The 17,610-nt window shown below is 70.2% G+C and carries 20 protein-coding genes, 1 tRNA gene and 1 riboswitch; of the genes, 9 read left to right on the top strand and 12 right to left on the bottom strand.

Translation table 11 applies throughout. The annotated features are described in order from the left end of the window. Window position 1: 1 nt before the first annotated feature. The gene (locus ABT129_RS08815; protein WP_351898537.1) at window positions 2-778 is read right to left on the bottom strand and encodes an ABC transporter permease; all 777 of its coding nucleotides are present in this window, start codon (window positions 776-778) and stop codon (window positions 2-4) included. Between the two features lie 139 nt (window positions 779-917). Beyond that, window positions 918-1,718: an ABC transporter permease gene (locus tag ABT129_RS08820; RefSeq protein WP_351898540.1), complete on the bottom strand. Its 801-nt coding sequence runs from the start codon at window positions 1,716-1,718 to the stop codon at window positions 918-920. A gap of 165 nt (window positions 1,719-1,883) precedes the next feature. Here ABT129_RS08820 and ABT129_RS08825 point away from each other — a divergent pair, with 165 nt between their 5' ends. After that, a complete protein-coding gene (locus ABT129_RS08825) occupies window positions 1,884-4,463 on the top strand; it encodes a transglycosylase domain-containing protein (protein WP_351898380.1) in 2,580 nt (859 codons plus the stop codon). Here ABT129_RS08825 and ABT129_RS08830 read toward each other — a convergent pair. From ABT129_RS08830 to ABT129_RS08840, 3 genes are all read right to left on the bottom strand, one after another. Further along, a complete protein-coding gene (locus tag ABT129_RS08830; RefSeq protein WP_351898382.1) occupies window positions 4,457-4,777 on the bottom strand; it encodes a DMT family transporter in 321 nt (106 codons plus the stop codon). The genes ABT129_RS08825 and ABT129_RS08830 overlap by 7 nt on opposite strands. A 32-nt stretch (window positions 4,778-4,809) precedes the next feature. After that, a riboswitch (guanidine-III (ykkC-III) riboswitch) is annotated at window positions 4,810-4,871 on the bottom strand. Window positions 4,872-4,945: 74 nt separating this feature from the next. Next, a complete protein-coding gene (locus tag ABT129_RS08835) occupies window positions 4,946-5,284 on the bottom strand; it encodes a GroES family chaperonin (RefSeq protein WP_073807849.1) in 339 nt (112 codons plus the stop codon). Window positions 5,285-5,330: 46 nt separating this feature from the next. Then, a complete protein-coding gene (locus ABT129_RS08840) occupies window positions 5,331-5,651 on the bottom strand; it encodes a DUF3618 domain-containing protein (RefSeq protein WP_351898385.1) in 321 nt (106 codons plus the stop codon). Between the two features lie 132 nt (window positions 5,652-5,783). Between ABT129_RS08840 and bcp the strand changes: the two genes are divergently transcribed. From bcp to ABT129_RS08865, 5 genes are all read left to right on the top strand, one after another. Continuing rightward, window positions 5,784-6,257, top strand: coding sequence for a thioredoxin-dependent thiol peroxidase (gene bcp / locus ABT129_RS08845; protein ID WP_351898387.1), 474 nt, complete (start codon window positions 5,784-5,786; stop codon window positions 6,255-6,257). Between the two features lie 175 nt (window positions 6,258-6,432). Continuing rightward, window positions 6,433-7,929: a glycine betaine/L-proline transporter ProP gene (proP, locus tag ABT129_RS08850; protein WP_351898389.1), complete on the top strand. Its 1,497-nt coding sequence runs from the start codon at window positions 6,433-6,435 to the stop codon at window positions 7,927-7,929. A 159-nt stretch (window positions 7,930-8,088) separates the two neighbouring features. Beyond that, entirely contained in the window at window positions 8,089-8,730 is a 642-nt protein-coding gene (locus tag ABT129_RS08855) for an HNH endonuclease signature motif containing protein (RefSeq protein ID WP_351898392.1), read from the top strand. After that, window positions 8,727-9,242: an HNH endonuclease signature motif containing protein gene (locus tag ABT129_RS08860; protein ID WP_351898394.1), complete on the top strand. Its 516-nt coding sequence runs from the start codon at window positions 8,727-8,729 to the stop codon at window positions 9,240-9,242. The genes ABT129_RS08855 and ABT129_RS08860 overlap by 4 nt, the downstream gene beginning before the upstream one ends. 20 nt (window positions 9,243-9,262) lie before the next feature. Next, window positions 9,263-9,346 (top strand) — tRNA-Leu (locus ABT129_RS08865). 49 nt (window positions 9,347-9,395) lie between these two features. Here the strand turns inward: ABT129_RS08865 and rdgB are convergent. The 4 genes from rdgB to ABT129_RS08885 form a co-directional block, all read right to left on the bottom strand. Then, window positions 9,396-9,998 carry an RdgB/HAM1 family non-canonical purine NTP pyrophosphatase gene (rdgB, locus tag ABT129_RS08870; RefSeq protein WP_351898396.1) on the bottom strand — a complete coding sequence of 201 codons (603 nt, stop codon included), beginning with the start codon at window positions 9,996-9,998 and terminating at the stop codon, window positions 9,396-9,398. 8 nt (window positions 9,999-10,006) lie between these two features. Continuing rightward, window positions 10,007-10,387 carry a hypothetical protein gene (locus ABT129_RS08875; protein WP_351898398.1) on the bottom strand — a complete coding sequence of 127 codons (381 nt, stop codon included), beginning with the start codon at window positions 10,385-10,387 and terminating at the stop codon, window positions 10,007-10,009. Window positions 10,388-10,498: 111 nt separating this feature from the next. Next, window positions 10,499-11,236 (bottom strand): ribonuclease PH, encoded by a 738-nt coding sequence (gene rph / locus ABT129_RS08880; protein ID WP_351898401.1) that lies wholly within the window; start codon window positions 11,234-11,236, stop codon window positions 10,499-10,501. Window positions 11,237-11,386: 150 nt separating this feature from the next. Further along, window positions 11,387-11,620 (bottom strand): PTS sugar transporter subunit IIB, encoded by a 234-nt coding sequence (locus ABT129_RS08885; protein WP_351898403.1) that lies wholly within the window; start codon window positions 11,618-11,620, stop codon window positions 11,387-11,389. Window positions 11,621-11,855: 235 nt separating this feature from the next. On the opposite strand from ABT129_RS08885, the gene ABT129_RS08890 reads away from it, so the two are divergent. Next, window positions 11,856-13,154 carry a PTS transporter subunit EIIC gene (locus tag ABT129_RS08890; RefSeq protein WP_351898406.1) on the top strand — a complete coding sequence of 433 codons (1,299 nt, stop codon included), beginning with the start codon at window positions 11,856-11,858 and terminating at the stop codon, window positions 13,152-13,154. Window positions 13,155-13,463: 309 nt separating this feature from the next. Further along, window positions 13,464-14,729, top strand: a complete 1,266-nt coding sequence (locus ABT129_RS08895; protein WP_351898408.1) for a PTS transporter subunit EIIC — start codon at window positions 13,464-13,466, stop codon at window positions 14,727-14,729. A gap of 134 nt (window positions 14,730-14,863) precedes the next feature. Here ABT129_RS08895 and ABT129_RS08900 read toward each other — a convergent pair whose 3' ends face one another. Beyond that, window positions 14,864-15,616, bottom strand: a complete 753-nt coding sequence (locus ABT129_RS08900) for an MBL fold metallo-hydrolase (protein ID WP_351898411.1) — start codon at window positions 15,614-15,616, stop codon at window positions 14,864-14,866. A 203-nt stretch (window positions 15,617-15,819) separates the two neighbouring features. On the opposite strand from ABT129_RS08900, the gene ABT129_RS08905 reads away from it, so the two are divergent. Then, window positions 15,820-16,302, top strand: coding sequence for a type II toxin-antitoxin system PemK/MazF family toxin (locus tag ABT129_RS08905; protein WP_351898413.1), 483 nt, complete (start codon window positions 15,820-15,822; stop codon window positions 16,300-16,302). A gap of 31 nt (window positions 16,303-16,333) precedes the next feature. On the opposite strand, the gene ABT129_RS08910 is transcribed toward ABT129_RS08905, so the two are convergent. Together ABT129_RS08910 and ABT129_RS08915 are read right to left on the bottom strand one after the other, a co-directional pair. Then, window positions 16,334-17,284 (bottom strand): PLP-dependent cysteine synthase family protein, encoded by a 951-nt coding sequence (locus ABT129_RS08910; RefSeq protein ID WP_351898416.1) that lies wholly within the window; start codon window positions 17,282-17,284, stop codon window positions 16,334-16,336. 5 nt (window positions 17,285-17,289) lie between these two features. After that, window positions 17,290-17,568, bottom strand: a complete 279-nt coding sequence (locus ABT129_RS08915; RefSeq protein WP_351898418.1) for a MoaD/ThiS family protein — start codon at window positions 17,566-17,568, stop codon at window positions 17,290-17,292. Window positions 17,569-17,610 lie beyond the last annotated feature (42 nt).

Raw genomic sequence — 17,610 nt, forward strand, 5'->3', positions numbered from 1 at the left:
CTCAGCTTCCTGTCGATCGGTACGAACGGATCCCGGCCCGCCACGCGAGCCCCGCGACGCCGCAGCAGACGGCCGCCACCAGCGGCGAGGCGAACGCCGCCCACTCCGGCACCCCCGCCGGAGCCGGCCGGTCGAGCACGTACAGCGCGGGCAGCCAGTTCACGAACGCCAGCGGCACGACGTACACGACCCCCCGCACCAGGTCCTGCGCGAAGATCGTCGGCGGGTATCCGAGGAGGGTGTTCCCGCCGTACGTGAAGGCGTTCGTCACCTCCGTCGCGTCCTGCATCCAGAAGAGCGTCGCCGCGCCGATCGTCATCAGCGCCGCGAAGATCACCGCACCGGAGACCAGAGCCACCGGCAGCAGCACCACCTTCAGCGGCGTCCACGCCACGTCGAGCAGGATCAGGCCCCAGACCAGGACGAAGACCCCCTGGAGCACGCGGCCGAAGCGCCGCAGCGCGAACTTGTCCGCCGCGACCTGCGCGAGGAGCGGCGCCGGGCGCATCAGGAAGGTGTCGAGCGAGCCGTCCCTGACCCGCTTCCCCATCCGCTGCAGCGACCCCATCGTCAGGTCGGCGATCCCGAACGACGTGCCCGCCGTCCCGTACAGGAGGGCGACCTCCGCGAAGGTGAAGCCGCCGAGCCCCTCCACCTGACCGAACATCAGCAGGATGACGACGAAGTCGAAGAAGGTGACGCAGAAGCTCGTCACGAGGGTGAGGACGAAGGACGAGCGGTACGCCATGGTGGAGCGGATCCACATGCCCGCCACCATGCGGTACGTGGCCCAGGAGCCGACCGGAGAACCGGAGACCCGGGAGCCGGAGGACACGGGCGCGGACCCGGAGGACACGGACCCGGACCCGGACCCCCGCCCGGTGTCCGCATCCCCGTCCCCCTCCCCGTACAGGACCTCAGCCACCCTGCACCACCACCTTCCGCGTCGCCGCCCTCTGCGCCGCCCGCCCCGCGCCGAACAGGACCAGCGCCCAGCACCCCTGGAAGGCGTACGCCCCCGCCAGCCCCCGGCCCTCGTACTTCCCCAGGTACACATCGGCCGGCACCTGGAGCAGGGACGCCCACGGCAGGGCCCGGGCGACCTCGCCGAGCGTGCCCGGGAAGACGTTCAGCGGGAGGAGCATGCCCGAGAAGAACAGGCCGCTCAGCCAGGCCACCTGCGTCGCGCCCTGGCCGTCGAGCAGCCAGAACGCGCTCATCGCCACCAGGTACCAGATCGCGAAGCCGACCACGGAGCCCAGCGCCACGGCGAGCAGGAAGGCGAGCCAGGAGCCGGGCCCGGCCGGCAGCGTGAAGCGGAAGGCGAGCCAGCCGACGAGCATCGGGACGACCCCTCGGCCGAGCAGCTGGTAGCCCGAACGGCCCAGGTTGGCCGAGAACCACCAGGCCTGGAGGTCGGCCGGCCGGTAGAGGTCGACCGCGATGTCCCCGGTCCTGATGCGCTCGATCAGCTCCTCCTCGAAGCCGCCGCCCATCAGCCCGCAGACCGTGATCAGAGCCTGTCCGATCCACACGTACGCGAGGGCGTCGTCCATCGAATAGCCGCCGAGCTGCGGGCGTTCGTCCCAGAGGGCGATGTAGGTGTACGACAGGATGAAGCCGAAGACGGTGTTGGTGAAGACCCCCGCCGCCGTCGCGACCCGGTACGTGGCATGGCGCCGGAAGCCGCCCGCGGCCACCGTCGCGTACAGCCGCAGCATGCCGTTCCTCCTTCCGGGACCGGGTCACCCCGTCCCTCACGCAGGGAAAAACGCCGAAGCGCACGACCCTAGCGAGGTCCGTCCGGGTGCCGCGACCGGATTTCCCGTCACCTTCGGGTCGTATTCAGGACTTTCGTCATATTGCGGGCAGTATGAGATGCCATGCCCCCTTCCTCCGGTACGAGCGGTACCAGCGGTACCAGCGGCGCCGACGGCCCCCGGCCGGTCCGCGCGAGCTGGGAACCGAGGGACCCCACCCTCCCCGGCCCGAAGCCGCCCCCCGCGCCGAAGCGCCGTGTCCGGCGCGTCCTGCGCACCCTCTTCGGGCTCCTCCTGCTCGGCACCCTGCTCCTCGCCGGCGCCTTCGCCGCCGGCTACCTCCTGGTGGAGATCCCGCCCGCCAACGCCGCCGCCGTCGCCCAGTCCAACGTGTACCTCTACCGGGACGGCACCCCCCTCGCCCGCGACGGCGAGGTCAACCGCGAGAACGTCCGGCTCGACCGCGTCCCGCTCACCGTCCGGCGGGCCGTCCTCGCCGCCGAGGACCGCGACTTCCACACCTCACGCGCCGTCGACCCCAAGGCGATGGTCCGCGCCGCCTGGAACACCGTCACCGGCAAGGGCCGCCAGTCCGGCTCCACCATCACCCAGCAGTACGTCAAGAACTACTACCTGGGCCAGGAGCAGACCCTCACCCGCAAGGCCAAGGAGTTCTTCATCGCGATCAAGCTCGGCCGCGAGAAGAGCAAGCAGGACATCCTCCAGGGCTACCTGAACACCAGCTACTTCGGACGGAACGCGTACGGCGTCCAGGCCGCCGCCCGCGCCTACTACGGCAAGGACGTCGAGGACCTCGACACCGCCGAGGGCGCGTACCTCGCCTCCCTCCTCAAGGCCCCCAGCGCCTACGACGTCACCACCCACCCCGAGAACCGCGCCAAGGCCGTCGCCCGCTGGAACTACGTCCTCGACGGCATGGTCACCAAGGGCTGGCTCGCACCCGCCGACCGCGTCGGCGTGCCCTTCCCCCTCCCGCAGACCGCCCGCCCCGCGAACGGCCTGTCCGGACAGCGCGGCTACCTCGTCCAGGCCGTCGAGGAGTACCTCACCGACCACGGCATCGTCGACGAGAAGACCCTCGCCGGCGGCGGCTTCCGCATCACCACCACCCTGGAACCCGCCAAACAGGAGGCGCTCGTCCAGGCCGTCGAGGACCGGGTCGTCAGCAAGCTCGACCCGGCGCGAGTCCCCGCCGACCGGTACCTGCGGGTCGGCGCGGCGGCCCTCGACCCGGCGACCGGCGAGGTCCTCGCGATGTACGGCGGCGTCGACTACACCCGGCAGTACGTCAACAACGCCACCCGCCGCGACTACCAGGTCGGCTCCACCTTCAAGCCCTTCGTCTTCACCGCGGCCGTGCAGAGCGGGGCGCAGACCCAGTACGGCGAGCCCATCACCCCGTACACCCTGTACGACGGGGACAACCGGCGCCCGGTGCAGGGCTGGAGCGGCAGCCCGTACGACCCCGCCAACGAGGACGACGAGAGCTACGGCGAGATCGCCGTGGGCGCGGCCACCAACCTGTCGGTGAACGCCGTGTACGCCCAGATGGCCGTCGACGTCGGCCCCGGGCACGTCCGGCGCACCGCGATCGCCCTCGGCCTGCCCGGCACCACGCCCGACCTCACCGCCTCCCCCTCCATCGCGCTCGGCCCGGCCACGGCCAGCGTCCTCGACATGGCGACGGCGTACGCGACCCTCGCGGCGCACGGCCGGCACGGCACGTACACCCTGGTCGAACGGATCAGCAGGGACGGCCAGGAGATCGCCGCGCCGGCCCCCGTCGCCCGGCAGGCGGTGAGCCGCGAGGCCGCCGACACGACCACGTCCATCCTGCGGAGCGTCGTCGAGGTGGGCAGCGGAACGGCCGCGCAGGCCGCCGGGCGCCCGGCGGCGGGCAAGACGGGCACGGCGGAGGACGACAAGGCCGCCTGGTTCGCCGGGTACACCCCGGAGCTCGCGACGGTGGTCGCGCTGATGGGCCAGGACCCGGAGACGGGGCGGCAGGAGTCGCTCTACGGGGCCCTGGGACAGGCCCGCGTCAACGGAGGCGGGGCACCCACCGAGATCTGGGGCCAGTTCACCCGGGACGCGCTGGCCGGGACGGCACCGCGGGACTTCGACCTCCGGCTGATGCCGGGGGCGGAGGACATGCCGCAGGTCCCGCCGGCACCGGACGGCCCGGACGGGTCCACCTCCGCGGAGGGAAACCTGGAAGCGGCTCCCGAGGGACCTGCGGACAGGCCGGACAGGCCGGGCAGGCCGGGCAGGCCCGACAAGCTCGACCGGCCCGAGGGGCCGGACGGAACCGGCGGGCGGCCCGACGGAACCGAGGAGTCGTACGAAACGGGTGAGGCGGGGCCGGGAGCGGCGCCGGGAACAGGCCCGGGGACAGGGCCGGGGACAGGGCCGGGGCAGGGAACAGGGCCGGGGCAGGGAACAGGCCCGCGCGGACCGGCCGCGCCGGGCCCCGCTCCCCGGCCCGCCACCGACGCCAAGCCCCGCACGAACGCGAAGCCCCGCGCGAACACCGAGCCCGGTGCGCACGCGAAGCCCCGCACGAACGCCGAGCCCCGTGCGCACACCGAGCCCCGCACGAACGCCGAGCCGCACACGAGCGGGAGGCCGTCCGCGAGCGCGAACGCCGGCACGGACACCGGCGCGGGCCGCCCGCGTCAGTGACCCGAGGTCGCCTTGAGTCCCACCACGGCGACCAGGAGCAGACAGACGAAGAAGATCCGGGCGGCGGTCGCCGGCTCCCCGAGCACCACCATGCCGAAGACCGCCGCACCGGCCGCGCCGATCCCGACCCACACGCCGTACGCCGTACCGATGGGCAGCGTCTTGGCGGCCTGCGACAGCAGCACCATGGAGGCGACGATCCCGACACCGGTGAACACGCTGGGCCAGAGCCGCGTGAAACCGTCGGTGTACTTCATACCGATCGACCAGCCGACCTCGAGCAGACCCGCGACGAGAAGAAGAATCCAGGCCATGACGACAACACCTCCGCGAGACGGAACAACAGGCTGCGTCGTCTTGTCGAAAGCCCGGTACGGCGCGTCTCGTCGGGATGTCTCCAGGCTAGCAAAGAAAGGCCGAAGGCCCTGGTGACCATGGTCACCAGGGCCTTCACCGGCCAGAAGAATCAGAGCCGAAAGAATTCAGAGATAGAGCCCGGTCGAGTCCGTGGCCCCCTGGAACCGGTCCGCGGCCACCGCGTGCAGGTCGCGCTCCCGCATCAGGACGTACGCGACACCCCGCACCTCCACCTCGGCACGGTCCTCCGGGTCGTAGAGCACCCGGTCGCCGATCTCGACGGTACGGACGTTCTGGCCGACCGCGACCACCTCGGCCCAGGCGAGGCGGCGGCCGACGGCCGCCGTCGCCGGAATCAGGATGCCGCCGCCGGAACGCCGCTCCCCCTCCGGGGAGTCGGTGCGGACCAGGACCCGGTCGTGGAGCATCCGGATGGGCAGCTTGTCGTGCGTGTTCTCGCTCACGGGGTGAACCTACCCGCCCGGGCGTGGCGCCCGTGGCGGGGAGGGGTCATCCCTTCCCCTTGCGGGAGGACACGGCGAGCAGTCCGACGACCGCCACGACGACGAGGGCCGCCGGAACCACGCGCTCCAGGCGCGGGGCACCGTCCTCATGGGTGAAACGTGCCTTCACGTCCGAGACGACGCGGTTGACTGCGTCGAAGGCGCGCCCGGCGGTCTGGTCGACCGTCGAGGCGACCTTGGCCTTGGCGTCCCCGACGATCGTCTTCGGGTGCACCCGAATGCCGATCTCGTCGAGAGTGACGGCGAGCTGCTCGCGCCGGCGGACGATGTCCGCCTCGATCTGCGCAGGGGTCCTGGCCTCTGACACCGCGCTGCCTCCGTAGTCGTGATCCGGTCGATGATCGGTCTTGACCGCCAGTCTGTCAGCTCTGCCGCCTCCGGGTCGTCCCAGACCCCCATTAGGCTCTGAACGCGTACGCGAACCATCCCGAGGAGAGCCATGAGCGAGCGACTGCAGCCCGGCGACACCGCCCCCGCCTTCACCCTGCCCGACGCGGACGGCAACGACGTCTCCCTCGCGGACCACAAGGGCCGCAAGGTCATCGTCTACTTCTACCCGGCCGCTCTTACCCCCGGCTGCACGAAGCAGGCCTGCGACTTCACGGACAACCTCGACGTGCTCGCGGCGGCGGGCTACGACGTCATCGGCGTGTCCCCGGACAAGCCGGAGAAGCTGGCGAAGTTCCGCGAGAAGGAGAACCTGAGGGTCACGCTGGTCGGCGACCCGGAGAAGGAGACGCTGACGGCGTACGGCGCCTTCGGCGAGAAGAAGCTGTACGGCAAGACGGTGACGGGCGTGATCCGCTCGACGGTCGTCGTCGACGAGGACGGCAAGGTGGAGCACGCCTTCTACAACGTGAAGGCCACCGGCCACGTCGCCAAGATCATCAAGGACCTGGCCATCGAGGGCTGAGCCGGGCCGGACCGACCCGGCGGCCGGGCCAAAGCGACGTAAGGGCCCGGAACCACGCAAGGCCGCCCGGGGGGACGTGACGCACGTCCCATTCCCGGGCGGTTTCCGTTTGCGAACGACATGACCGCGCAGAAGTGCCTCCTGGAGTTGTTGCCCCCAGAGAGGACGTACGGCCATGCCGGCCACAGACCGCGACCCCGCCGCCGATCCCGATGCCCTGAGACGCCATCCCCTCCTGTTCAGGGCCATCACCCGGCGTCGGCAGCCCCGGCTGCGGCGGACCGACATCACGGTCACCGACGAGGCGGCGGTCAAGCGGGCCGTGAAGGCGGCCTCGCTGGGCAATGCCATGGAGTGGTTCGACTTCGGCATCTACGCCTACCTCGCCGTCACCCTCGGCCATGTCTTCTTCCCGTCCGGCAACGACACCGTCCAGCTGCTGTCGTCGTTCGCGACGTTCGCGGTCGCCTTCCTGGTCCGCCCGCTCGGCGGCATGGTGTTCGGCCCGATGGGTGACCGGCTGGGCCGCAAGAAGGTCCTCGCCCTGACCATGATCCTCATGGCGGTCGGCACCTTCGCGATCGGCCTGATCCCGTCGTACGCCACGATCGGCTTCTGGGCGCCCGTCCTCCTGATCCTCTTCCGGATGCTCCAGGGCTTCTCGACGGGCGGCGAGTACGGGGGCGCCTCGACCTTCATCGCCGAGTACGCGCCCGACCGCCGCCGCGGCTACTTCGGCAGCTTCCTGGAGTTCGGCACCCTGGCCGGGTACGTGGCCGCGGCGGGCCTCGTGACGGCGCTCAGCACCTGGCTCGGCTCCGACACGATGGAGGCGTGGGGCTGGCGCGTGCCGTTCCTGGTGGCGGGTCCGCTGGGCCTGGTCGGCCTCTACCTGCGGCTGCGGCTCGACGAGACGCCCGCGTTCCAGAAGCTGGAGAGCGAGTCGGCGCGCGCCTCCGAGGCGGCGGACGCGGTGGAGACCTCGACCAAGGGCGACCTGGCGAAGATCTTCCGGCAGCAGTGGCCGACGCTGATCCTGTGCATCGCGCTGGTGGGCGCGTACAACATCACCGACTACATGCTGCTGTCGTACATGCCGACGTACCTCTCCGACGAACTCGGCTACAGCGAGACGCACGGGCTGCTGATCCTGCTCGTCGTGATGGTCCTGCTGATGCTGGTCATCACCCAGGTCGGCCGTCTGAGCGACCACTTCGGGCGCAAGCCGGTGCTGATGGCGGGCATGCTGGGGTTCCTCTTCCTGTCGCTGCCGTCGTTCCTGCTGATCGGGCAGGGCGGGATCCCGGCGATCACGGCGGGCATGCTGATGCTCGGCCTGTCGCTGGTCTGCATGCTCGGCACGATGTCGGCGGCGCTGCCCGCGCTCTTCCCGACGGAGGTCCGGTACGGCTCCCTCTCGGTGGGCTACAACCTGTCGGCGTCGCTGTTCGGCGGTACGACCCCGCTGGTGATCACGGCCCTGATCGGGGCGACCGGCAGCAACCTGATGCCGGCGTACTACGCGATGGGCGCGGCGCTCGTCGGCGTGGTCGCGGTGGCGTGCATGAAGGAGACGGCCCAGCAGCCCCTGGAGGGCTCCCCGCCGTCGGTGGAGACCCCGGAGGAAGCGGCGGAACTGGTCATGTCCCAGGCCCCGGAACCGAAGTTCTGACCCTCGCCGCCCTCCGCCTCCCGAACGGCCCGCACCGGAATCATCCGGCGCGGGCCGTTCCGCGTCCCGGCCGTGAGCGAGGTTCGTACGCGATATGACGTGACCGTCCGATATTCGGGTCGTTACTCCGTACGAGATCCGTACTGGGGAGGGGACGCGATGGCGACGAGCGCGTACACGAGGGAACGCCTGGAAGCGGCCGCGCGGGGGACGCGGACGCTGACGGAGGCGCTGGAACGGCTGGGGGTGGACCCGAGGAGCGGGACGCGGAGATACGTGCGGGAGCGGATGCGGAAGCTGGGCGTGGACATCTCGCACTTCGAGCGGGAGGGGACGCGGTGGACCCGGGAGGTCCTGGAGGAGGCGGTGGCGGCGTCCACGAACATGTGCGAGGTGCTGCGGCGGCTGGGGGTGGAGGTCGTGGGCGGGCAGCACGCGCACCTGAGCCGCCGCATCAAGGCGTACGGCATCGACACCTCACACTTCCGTGCGCCGTCCCGACGGGGAGGGCCCCGGCGCCCCCGCACACCCGAGGCGCTGCTCGTGGAGCAGACCGGTCCGCAGACCAGACGCGTGCCGGGTGATCGCCTGACCTGGGCGATGACGGAGTCCGGGGTACGGAAGCAGTGCGCGATGTGCGGCAACGAGGCCGTCTGGCGCGGCCGGCCGCTGCCGCTGGAGGTCGACCACATCGACGGCGACTGGCGCGACAACCGCATCGAGAACCTGCGGTTCCTGTGCCCGAACTGCCACTCCACGACGCCCGGCTACCGAGGGCGTGACAGGGGGCGAGCCGCATGACGCGCGGAACGCTCTCCGCACGGGAGGAAGGCCCCGCTCCCGAGGTGCTGCGCGACGTCGTGGCGGCATCCCTCTCCGTCGCGGAAGTGCTGCGTCGGCTCGGGCGTCCGGTCACGGGGACACAGCGAGGCCGACTGCGGCAGTGGATCTCCAGCGACAACCTCTCGACCGCGCATTTCCTGGGCCAGGCCCACCAGCGGGGGAAGCCGGGCCCGACGCCGGTGAAGCGGCCGGAGGAGATCCTCGTCCGGCACGAGGAGAAGAGGAGGACGAGGACGCATCTGCTCCGGCGTGCGCTGCGCGAGGTGGGCGTGCGGGAGGAGTGCGTCGGATGCGGTGTCGGCCCCGAGTGGCTCGGCGAGCCGATGACGTTGGAGGTCGATCACATCAACGGGGACTGGCGGGACGACCGGCGCGAGAACCTGCGCCTGCTGTGCCCCAACTGCCATGCGGTCACCGATACGTGGTGCCGGGGAGGTCGCCGACGTGCCCCTGATGCGAGGTCGGGCTGACCGCTACCATGACTGTGCACGCGGCCGTTGCTGAATGGTATAAGCGGAGGTTTTAGGTGCCTCTGGGCGTTTCGCCCATGTGGGTTCGAGTCCCATCGGCCGCACAGCGGAAGAAAGAGCCGCCCATCAGGGCGGCTCTTCTTCGTGTCGCCCTCAGCCCAGCAGTTCCCTCACCACCGGTACCAGCGCCCGGAACGCCTTCCCCCGGTGGCTGATCGCGTTCTTCTGCGACGGGGTCAGTTCCGCGCAGGTGATGGCGTGGCCCTCCGGCTGGAGGATCGGGTCGTAGCCGAAGCCGTTCGTGCCCACGGGGGTGTGGCGGAGCAGGCCTGACATCCGGCCCTCGACCACGCGTTCCGTGCCGTCGGGGAGGGCGAGCGCCGCCGCGCAGGCGAAGTGGGCGGCCCGGTGTTCGTCGGCGATGTCGGAGAGCTGGGCGAGGAGCAGGTTCAGGTTGGCGCGGTCGTCGCCGTGGGTGCCGGACCAGCGGGCGGAGAAGATGCCGGGGGCGCCGTTGAGGACGTCGACGCAGAGGCCGGAGTCGTCGGCGACGGCCGGCAGGCCGGTGGCCCGGGCCAGGGCGTGGGCTTTGAGGAGGGCGTTCTCGGCGAAGGTGACGCCGGTTTCCTTGACGTCGGGGATCTCCGGGTACGCGTCCGCGCCGACGAGTTCCAGGTCGAGACCTGCGTCGGCGAGGATCGCGTGGAGTTCGGTGATCTTGCCCGCGTTGCGGGTGGCGAGGATCAGACGGGTCATGCCACCGATTATCCCGGGGTGCAGACCTTGCCGATCTCGGTGGCCGCGTCGGTGATGGGCTGGATGTCCGGGGTCGCGTCGCCGTTCTTCACGGAGGTGCGGACGGTCTCGACGCCCTTGGTGAGGTCGTCGACGGCCTTGGCGAGGTCGGCGTTGTCGGTGGTGTCCTTGAGGTTGCCGAGCTCGGTGGAGATCGAGTTGAGGGACTCCTCGATCTGCGTGACGTCGTTGGACGCGTTGGAGACGGCGTCCTGGAGCTTGGTGACCGAGGTGGCTATCGCGTCGGCGGTCTTGACGCAGTCCATTGCTTTGTCGAGGGCTCCGCAGCCGCTCAGGACGGTGGTGAGTGCGGCGGCCGTGGCCACGGCGAGTGCGAGACGGCGCTTCAAGGCGGGTCCTCCCCCAGGTTCGTGCAGACGTACGGGTGCACGGATCGTATCCGTGCACCCGTTGTCCGTCAGGACGCCGTACGAACTCCGGGGGTTGCGACCCGGCCGGTCTCAGGCGGTGAGGGTGCCTTCGAGGGCCTTGCGCTGGATCTCGGCGAGTTCGGCGCAGCCGCCGGACGCGAGGTCGAGGAGGGCGTTGAGCTCCTTGCGGTCGAAGGGCTCGGCCTCGGCGGTGCCCTGGACCTCGACGAAGCGGCCGTCGCCGGTGCAGACGACGTTCATGTCGGTGTCGGCGCGGACGTCCTCCTCGTAGCAGAGGTCGAGGAGGGGGACGCCGTCGACGATGCCGACGGAGACGGCGGCGACGGTGCCGGTGAGGGGCTTGCGGCCGGCCTTGACGAGCTTCTTGCCCTGGGCCCAGGCGACGGCGTCGGCGAGGGCGACGTAGGCGCCGGTGATGGCGGCGGTGCGGGTGCCGCCGTCGGCCTGGAGGACGTCGCAGTCGAGGACGATCGTGTTCTCGCCGAGGGCCTTGTAGTCGATGACGGCGCGCAGGGAGCGGCCGATGAGGCGGGAGATCTCGTGGGTGCGGCCGCCGATCTTGCCGCGGACGGATTCGCGGTCGCCGCGGGTGTTGGTGGCGCGCGGGAGCATCGAGTACTCGCCGGTGACCCAGCCTTCGCCGCTGCCCTTGCGCCAGCGCGGGACGCCTTCGGTGACGGAGGCGGTGCAGAAGACCTTGGTGTCGCCGAAGGAGATGAGGACGGAGCCCTCGGCGTGCTTGCTCCATCCGCGTTCGATGGTGACGGGGCGGAGCTGTTCGGGGGTACGGCCGTCGATACGAGACATGGGACGAGCCTAGCGGGACATGACGAGGGGTCCGTTCTCCCCGTGGCCGTCCATGACGAAGGGCCCGTTCCCCTGCCGGAACGGGCCCTTGGCGATGTGAGGGTGCCGACGGGGTCGGGCCGCTCACATCATGTCTGCGGGGTCAGCTGCTCACATCATGTCTTCGATGTCGGCGGCGATCGGGTCGGCGTCGGTGCCGATGACGACCTGGATCGCGGTGCCCATCTTGACGACGCCGTGGGCGCCGGCGGCCTTGAGCGCGGCTTCGTCGACCAGGCTGGGGTCCACGACCTCGGTGCGCAGGCGGGTGATGCAGCCCTCGACCTCTTCGATGTTGTCGATGCCGCCGAGCCCGGCGACGATCTTCTCAGCCTTGCTGGCCATGTGTCTCTCCCTGTCCGTTCCGTTCGCGAGGACGCGAATCTCGGCGCACCTGTGGTCCGCTTTGTCACGGTAACCCACGGTTGGCCCAACTTCGCGAGCGAGTGCCGCCGTTCTGCCGAATGATGACGATCACCGGCGGCCTGTCCTCAGCGGGCTCCCGGAGCCTATCGCAACTGGTCTACACCAGTGTGCAACGAGACGCGGACCCGGCTTGTTCCGGGCAGGGAGGTCGCCGATGAGTACGGACAGCGCCGCGGCGCGGCCGCAGAAGTCCCTGTGGGGCGGGCTCTTCCAGGGACTGCAGAAGATGGGGCGGAGCCTCCAGCTCCCCATCGCCGTGCTGCCGGCCGCGGGCATCATCAACCGGCTCGGTCAGCCGGACGTCTTCGGCGCGGACGGTCTCGGCTGGGACAACGTCGCCAAGGTGATGGCGGGCGCGGGCGGCGCCCTCCTCGACGGCAACCTCGGCCTGCCGCTGCTGTTCTGCATCGGTGTCGCGATCGGCATGGCGAAGAAGTCGGACGGCTCGACCGCGCTGGCGGCGGTCGTCGGCTTCCTCGTCTACTACACGGTGCTGCGCCAGTTCCCGAAGGACTGCCCCGAGGGCTCGAAGGACATCGGCGGCGGCTGCCTCGCCATCGACGACTCGTTCGCCGGCTACACGTACCAGAACCCGGGTGTCTTCGGCGGCATCGTCATGGGCCTGCTCACGGCGTACCTGTGGCAGCGGTACCACCGGACGAAGCTGGTCGACTGGCTGGGCTTCTTCAACGGCCGTCGTCTCGTCCCGATCATCATGACGTTCGTGGCGATCGCGTTCGCCGCGCTCTGCCTGTGGATCTGGCCGCCGATCGGTGACGCCCTGGAGAGCTTCAGCGACTGGCTGGTCGGGCTCGGCTCCTGGGGTTCGGGCATCTTCGGCCTGGCGAACCGGGCGCTGCTCGTCATCGGCCTGCACCAGTTCCTGAACGTGCCCATCTGGTTCCAGTTCGGCACGTACGAGAAGCCGGACGGCACGACGGTCCACGGCGACATCCCCATGTTCCTGGCGGGCGACCCGAACGCCGGACAGTTCCTGACGGGCTTCTTCCCGATCATGATGTTCGCGCTGCCGGCGGCGGCGCTCGCGATCACCCACTGCGCGAAGCCGCACCGCCGCAAGGAGGTCGGCGGTCTGATGCTCTCGGTGGCGCTGACCTCGTTCGTCACCGGCATCACGGAGCCCCTGGAGTACTCGTTCCTCTTCATCGCCCCGGTGCTGTACGCGATCCACGCCGTGCTGACGGGTGTGTCGATGGCGGTGACGTGGGCGTTCGGCGTGAAGGACGGCTTCAGCTTCTCGGCCGGTCTGATCGACTACGTGATCAACTGGAACCTCGCGACGAAGCCGTGGCTGATCATTCCGATCGGCCTCGCGTTCGCGGTCGTGTACTACGCGATCTTCCGCTTCGCGATCACCAAGTTCGACCTCCAGACCCCCGGCCGCGAGCCGGACGAGGTGGGGGACGAGATGGAGCGCGAGAACGTCAAGTGAGACGGCGCGACAACGTCAGGTAGCGCGGCGGTCACCCCGCGGAGCCCTGACCGTTTCGGGGCTTTCGCCCCCCTCGTAAGGCCCGCCGAAGGCCCCTGGACCTCACCGTCCGGGGGCCTTATGTCGTGCATTTCCAGCTATGGCTGAGCGCACAGAATTCGCAGGTTCCTTATCTAAGTCTCACGTGCTACAACTGGTCTACACCACTCATTGGTGTAGACCACGCGGTCCAGACCACCGCGTTCCACGAGACGTCGCCGTCCCCCCTTTCCATCCTCTGGCGGCGCCTTGCCTTACTGGAGGAAGTTGATGAGTACGGCCACCGCCCAGGCCGCCGCTCCCGCGAAGAAGCGCGGATCCGGCCTGTTCCAGGGCCTGCAGAAGGTCGGTCGCAGCCTGCAGCTGCCGATCGCCGTACTGCCGGCCGCGGGTATCTTGCTCCGTCTCGGCCAGCCCGACGTCTTCGGAAAGGACGGGCTCGGCTGGGACAAGGTCGCCTCCGTCTTCGCCACCGCCGGCGGCGCGGTCTTCGACAACCTGCCCCTGCTCTTCTGCATCGGCGTCGCCATCGGCTTCGCCAAGAAGGCGGACGGCTCCACCGCCCTGGCCGCGCTCGTCGGCTTCCTGGTCTACAGCAACGTGCTCAAGGCCTTCCCCATCACCGACGCCGTCGTCAACACGACCGCCAACAAGGGTGTCGACGTCGCCGCGACGTTCAACAACCCGGGCGTCCTCGGCGGCATCCTGATGGGTCTGCTCTCCGCGGTGCTGTGGCAGAAGTTCCACCGCACCAAGCTGGTGGACTGGCTCGGCTTCTTCAACGGCCGCCGTCTCGTCCCGATCATCATGGCCTTCGTCGGCACCGCCGTCGGCGTCGTCTTCGGCCTGGTCTGGGAGCCGATCGGTGAGGGCATCTCCAGCTTCGGCGAGTGGATGACCGGCCTCGGCGCCGGTGGCGCCGGTCTCTTCGGTCTCATCAACCGCGCGCTGATCCCCGTCGGCATGCACCAGTTCGTGAACACCGTCTCCTGGTTCCAGATCGGTGACTTCACCAACGCCGCCGGCGAGGTCGTCCACGGTGACCTCAACCGCTTCTTCGCCGGTGACCCGAGCGCCGGAATCTTCATGTCGGGCTTCTTCCCCATCATGATGTTCGGCCTCCCGGCCGCCGCGATCGCCATCGCCCACGCCGCTCGCCCCGAGCGCCGCAAGGCCGTGATGGGCATGATGGTCTCGCTCGCCCTGACCTCCTTCGTCACCGGTATCACGGAGCCGATCGAGTTCACCTTCATGTTCATCGCGCCGGTCCTGTACGCGATCCACGCGGTCCTGACCGCCGTCTCGATGGCCGTCACCTGGGCCCTCGGCGTCCACGCGGGCTTCACCTTCTCCGCGGGCGGCATCGACTACCTGCTGAACTGGAACCTCGCGACCAAGCCGTGGCTGATCATCCCGATCGGTCTCGTCTTCGCGGCGATCTACTACGTGGTCTTCCGCTTCGCGATCACCAAGTTCAACCTCCCCACGCCGGGCCGCGAGTCCGACGAGGAGCTCGAGGACCTCACCAAGGCGTGAGCCTCGCCCCGCAGTGAGGGGAAGGCCCCGGAACCGTCCAGGTTCCGGGGCCTTCCCCTTTGTCCGTACGGGTCGCGGACCGTCCGTACCGAGTTCGGACCGTCCGTACCGAGCTCGGACCGTCCCTACGAGGCTCAGACCTCGTAGACCGCGCCCGGTCTCGCCAGTTCCGACGGGCCCGAGTAGACCTCGCGCGCGTCCGCCAGGTTCAGCTCGCCGTCGGTCCACGGCGGGATGTGGGTGAGGACGAGCCGGCCCACCGAGGAGCGGGCGGCCTCCGCCCCCGCCTCCCGGCCGTTGAGGTGGAGGGCCGGGATGTCCTCCTTGCCGTGGGTGAAGGAGGCCTCGCAGAGGAAGAGGTCGGTGCCCTCGGCGAGCTTGTGCAGCGACTCGCAGACCCCGGTGTCCCCGGAGTACGTGAGCGAACGGCCGCCGTGCTCGATCCGGATGCCGTACGCCTCGACCGGATGGCACACCTTCTCCGTACGGACGGAGAAGGGGCCGATCTCGAAGGACTCCGACTTCAGCGTGCGGAAGTCGAAGACCTCGCCCATCGAGGTGGGGGACGGGGTGTCCGCGTACGCCGTGGTCAGCCGCTGTTCGGCACCCTCCGGCGCGTAGACGGGGATCGCGTCGCAGCGCCCGCCCTCGTGCCGGTAGTAGCGGGCGACGAAGTACCCGCACATGTCGATGCAGTGGTCCGCGTGCAGATGGCTGAGGAAGATCGCGTCGAGGTCGTACAGACCGATGTGTCGCTGCAGCTCGCCCAGGGCGCCGTTGCCCATGTCGAGGAGCAGCCGGAAGCCGTCGGCCTCGACGAGGTAGCTCGAACAGGCCGAATCCGCGGACGGGAACGACCCGGAGCAGCCGACGACGGTGAGCTTCATGGAGCGTGAACCTCCGTGGACGGATACGGAAAGCGCGCTGAGGAAGGGGGAGGCTGTGCGGTCTGTCGAGCGTAAGGCGCACCCGGGCCTGTCGCTCCTTCGTGGTGGCCCGTTGTGGGCGAACTCACGGGCTCTGTCACCGGTTCGGATGGATGGTGGGCCGCCTCGGCGGAGTGAGCGGCGCGCCGGTACCGTCTTGAGGTATGGACACGTCGTGGTGGCCCGCGCTGGTCGCGGTCGTGGTGATCGCACTGGCGGTGGTGCTCGCCGACGGACGGAAGCGCTCCTCGCGCCGGCCGTCGGGGCGGACCCGGCCGCCGGGGCGGCCGCCGCGCGGGCCCGCCGGGCCGCGGAAGGCGCCCGCGCGCCCGGGGCGGGGGCCGCGGGCGGCGGAGATCTGGTGGGCGGACGTGCCCTTCGAGGACGGGCCCGGTTCGAAGGACCGGCCCTGTCTCGTGCTGTCGGTGCGGCGGGGCAGCGTGCTCGTCGCCAAGATCACCAGCAGGTACCACGACGAGCGGCCGGGGGTGATCGCGCTGCCGCCGGGGGCGGTGGGCGACGCGCAGGGCAGGCCGAGCTTCCTGGAGACGGACGAGCTGCGCGAGGTGCCGGTCGCGGATTTCCGGCGCAGAGTGGGAGAGGCGGACCCGGTCGTGTGGGACCAGGTCCGCCACTTGGCGCGCTAGCGGGTCACGGCTCGCGGGCGCCGCGGCGGGGCTACGCCCAGAGCTGGCCCTGGACCGACGCGATCGCCTCTTCGGTGGTCGCGGCCGTGTAGAGGCCCGTCGACAGGTACTTCCAGCCGCCGTCGGCCACGACGAAGGCGATGTCCGCGCTCTCGCCCGCCTTCAGTGCCTTGTTGCCGACGCCGATGGCCGCGTGCAGCGCCGCGCCCGTCGAGACGCCCGCGAAGATGCCCTCCTGCTGGAGCAGTTCGCGGGTGCGGGTGACCGCGTCGGCGGAGCCGACGGAGAAGCGGGTCGTGAGGACGGAGGCGTCGTACAGCTCCGGTACGAAGCCCTCGTCGAGGTTCCGCAGCCCGTAGACGAGGTCGTCGTAGCGCGGCTCGGCGGCGACGATCTTGACGTCGGGCTTCTGCTCGCGCAGGTAGCGGCCGACGCCCATGAGCGTGCCCGTGGTGCCGAGGCCGGCCACGAAGTGGGTGATGGAGGGCAGGTCGGCGAGGATCTCGGGGCCCGTGGTGGCGTAGTGGGCGCCGGCGTTGTGGGGGTTGCCGTACTGGTAGAGCATCACCCAGGACGGGTTCTCCGCCGCGAGCTCCTTGGCGACGCGCACCGCCGTGTTCGACCCGCCGGCCGCGGGGGACGAGATGATCTCCGCGCCCCACATGGCCAGCAGCTGGCGGCGCTCCTCGCTGGTGTTCTCGGGCATGACGCAGACGATGCGGTAGCCCTTGAGCTTGGCGGCCATGGCGAGGGAGATGCCGGTGTTGCCGCTGGTCGGCTCCAGGATGGTGCAGCCGGGGGTGAGACGGCCGTCCTTCTCCGCCTGCTCGACCATGTGGAGCGCGGGACGGTCCTTGACCGAGCCGGTCGGGTTGCGGTCCTCCAGCTTCGCCCAGATGCGGACGTGGTCCGAGGGCGAGAGCCGGGGGAGGCGGACGAGCGGCGTGTTGCCGACCGCCGCCAGCGAGGAGTCGTAGCGCATGTGGATCAGACCATGCCACCGGCGACGGCCGGCAGGATCGTGACGCTGTCGCCGTCGGTGAGCTTGGTGTCGATGCCGTCGAGGAAGCGGACGTCCTCGTCGTTCAGGTAGACGTTGACGAAGCGGCGGAGCTTGCCGCCGTCGACGATGCGGGCCTCGATCCCGTTGTGGCGGGACTCCAGGTCGGCGAAGAGCTCGGCGAGGGTGCCGCCGCTGCCCTCGACGGCCTTCTCGCCGTCGGTGTAGGTGCGGAGGATGGTCGGGATGCGGACCTCGATGGCCATGGCGTGGGCTCCTGTCGGAAGTGGCGTGGTGGGCGCGCTGCT

Origin of the sequence: Streptomyces sp. NPDC002057 (assembly GCF_040296665.1) — a bacterium.
Classification (GTDB): domain Bacteria; phylum Actinomycetota; class Actinomycetes; order Streptomycetales; family Streptomycetaceae; genus Streptomyces.

Coding starts and splice junctions, on each gene's coding strand:
- proP (WP_351898389.1), top strand. CDS start 6,433: ATGCCGGCCACAGACCGCGACCCCGCCGCCGATCCCGATGCCCTGAGA.
- rph (WP_351898401.1), bottom strand. CDS start 11,236: ATGTCTCGTATCGACGGCCGTACCCCCGAACAGCTCCGCCCCGTCACC.
- ABT129_RS08910 (WP_351898416.1), bottom strand. CDS start 17,284: ATGCGCTACGACTCCTCGCTGGCGGCGGTCGGCAACACGCCGCTCGTC.
- ABT129_RS08895 (WP_351898408.1), top strand. CDS start 13,464: ATGAGTACGGCCACCGCCCAGGCCGCCGCTCCCGCGAAGAAGCGCGGA.
- ABT129_RS08900 (WP_351898411.1), bottom strand. CDS start 15,616: ATGAAGCTCACCGTCGTCGGCTGCTCCGGGTCGTTCCCGTCCGCGGAT.
- ABT129_RS08855 (WP_351898392.1), top strand. CDS start 8,089: ATGGCGACGAGCGCGTACACGAGGGAACGCCTGGAAGCGGCCGCGCGG.
- ABT129_RS08890 (WP_351898406.1), top strand. CDS start 11,856: ATGAGTACGGACAGCGCCGCGGCGCGGCCGCAGAAGTCCCTGTGGGGC.
- ABT129_RS08815 (WP_351898537.1), bottom strand. CDS start 778: ATGGTGGCGGGCATGTGGATCCGCTCCACCATGGCGTACCGCTCGTCC.
- ABT129_RS08905 (WP_351898413.1), top strand. CDS start 15,820: ATGGACACGTCGTGGTGGCCCGCGCTGGTCGCGGTCGTGGTGATCGCA.
- rdgB (WP_351898396.1), bottom strand. CDS start 9,998: ATGACCCGTCTGATCCTCGCCACCCGCAACGCGGGCAAGATCACCGAA.
- ABT129_RS08860 (WP_351898394.1), top strand. CDS start 8,727: ATGACGCGCGGAACGCTCTCCGCACGGGAGGAAGGCCCCGCTCCCGAG.
- ABT129_RS08885 (WP_351898403.1), bottom strand. CDS start 11,620: ATGGCCAGCAAGGCTGAGAAGATCGTCGCCGGGCTCGGCGGCATCGAC.
- bcp (WP_351898387.1), top strand. CDS start 5,784: ATGAGCGAGCGACTGCAGCCCGGCGACACCGCCCCCGCCTTCACCCTG.
- ABT129_RS08915 (WP_351898418.1), bottom strand. CDS start 17,568: ATGGCCATCGAGGTCCGCATCCCGACCATCCTCCGCACCTACACCGAC.
- ABT129_RS08830 (WP_351898382.1), bottom strand. CDS start 4,777: ATGGCCTGGATTCTTCTTCTCGTCGCGGGTCTGCTCGAGGTCGGCTGG.
- ABT129_RS08825 (WP_351898380.1), top strand. CDS start 1,884: ATGCCCCCTTCCTCCGGTACGAGCGGTACCAGCGGTACCAGCGGCGCC.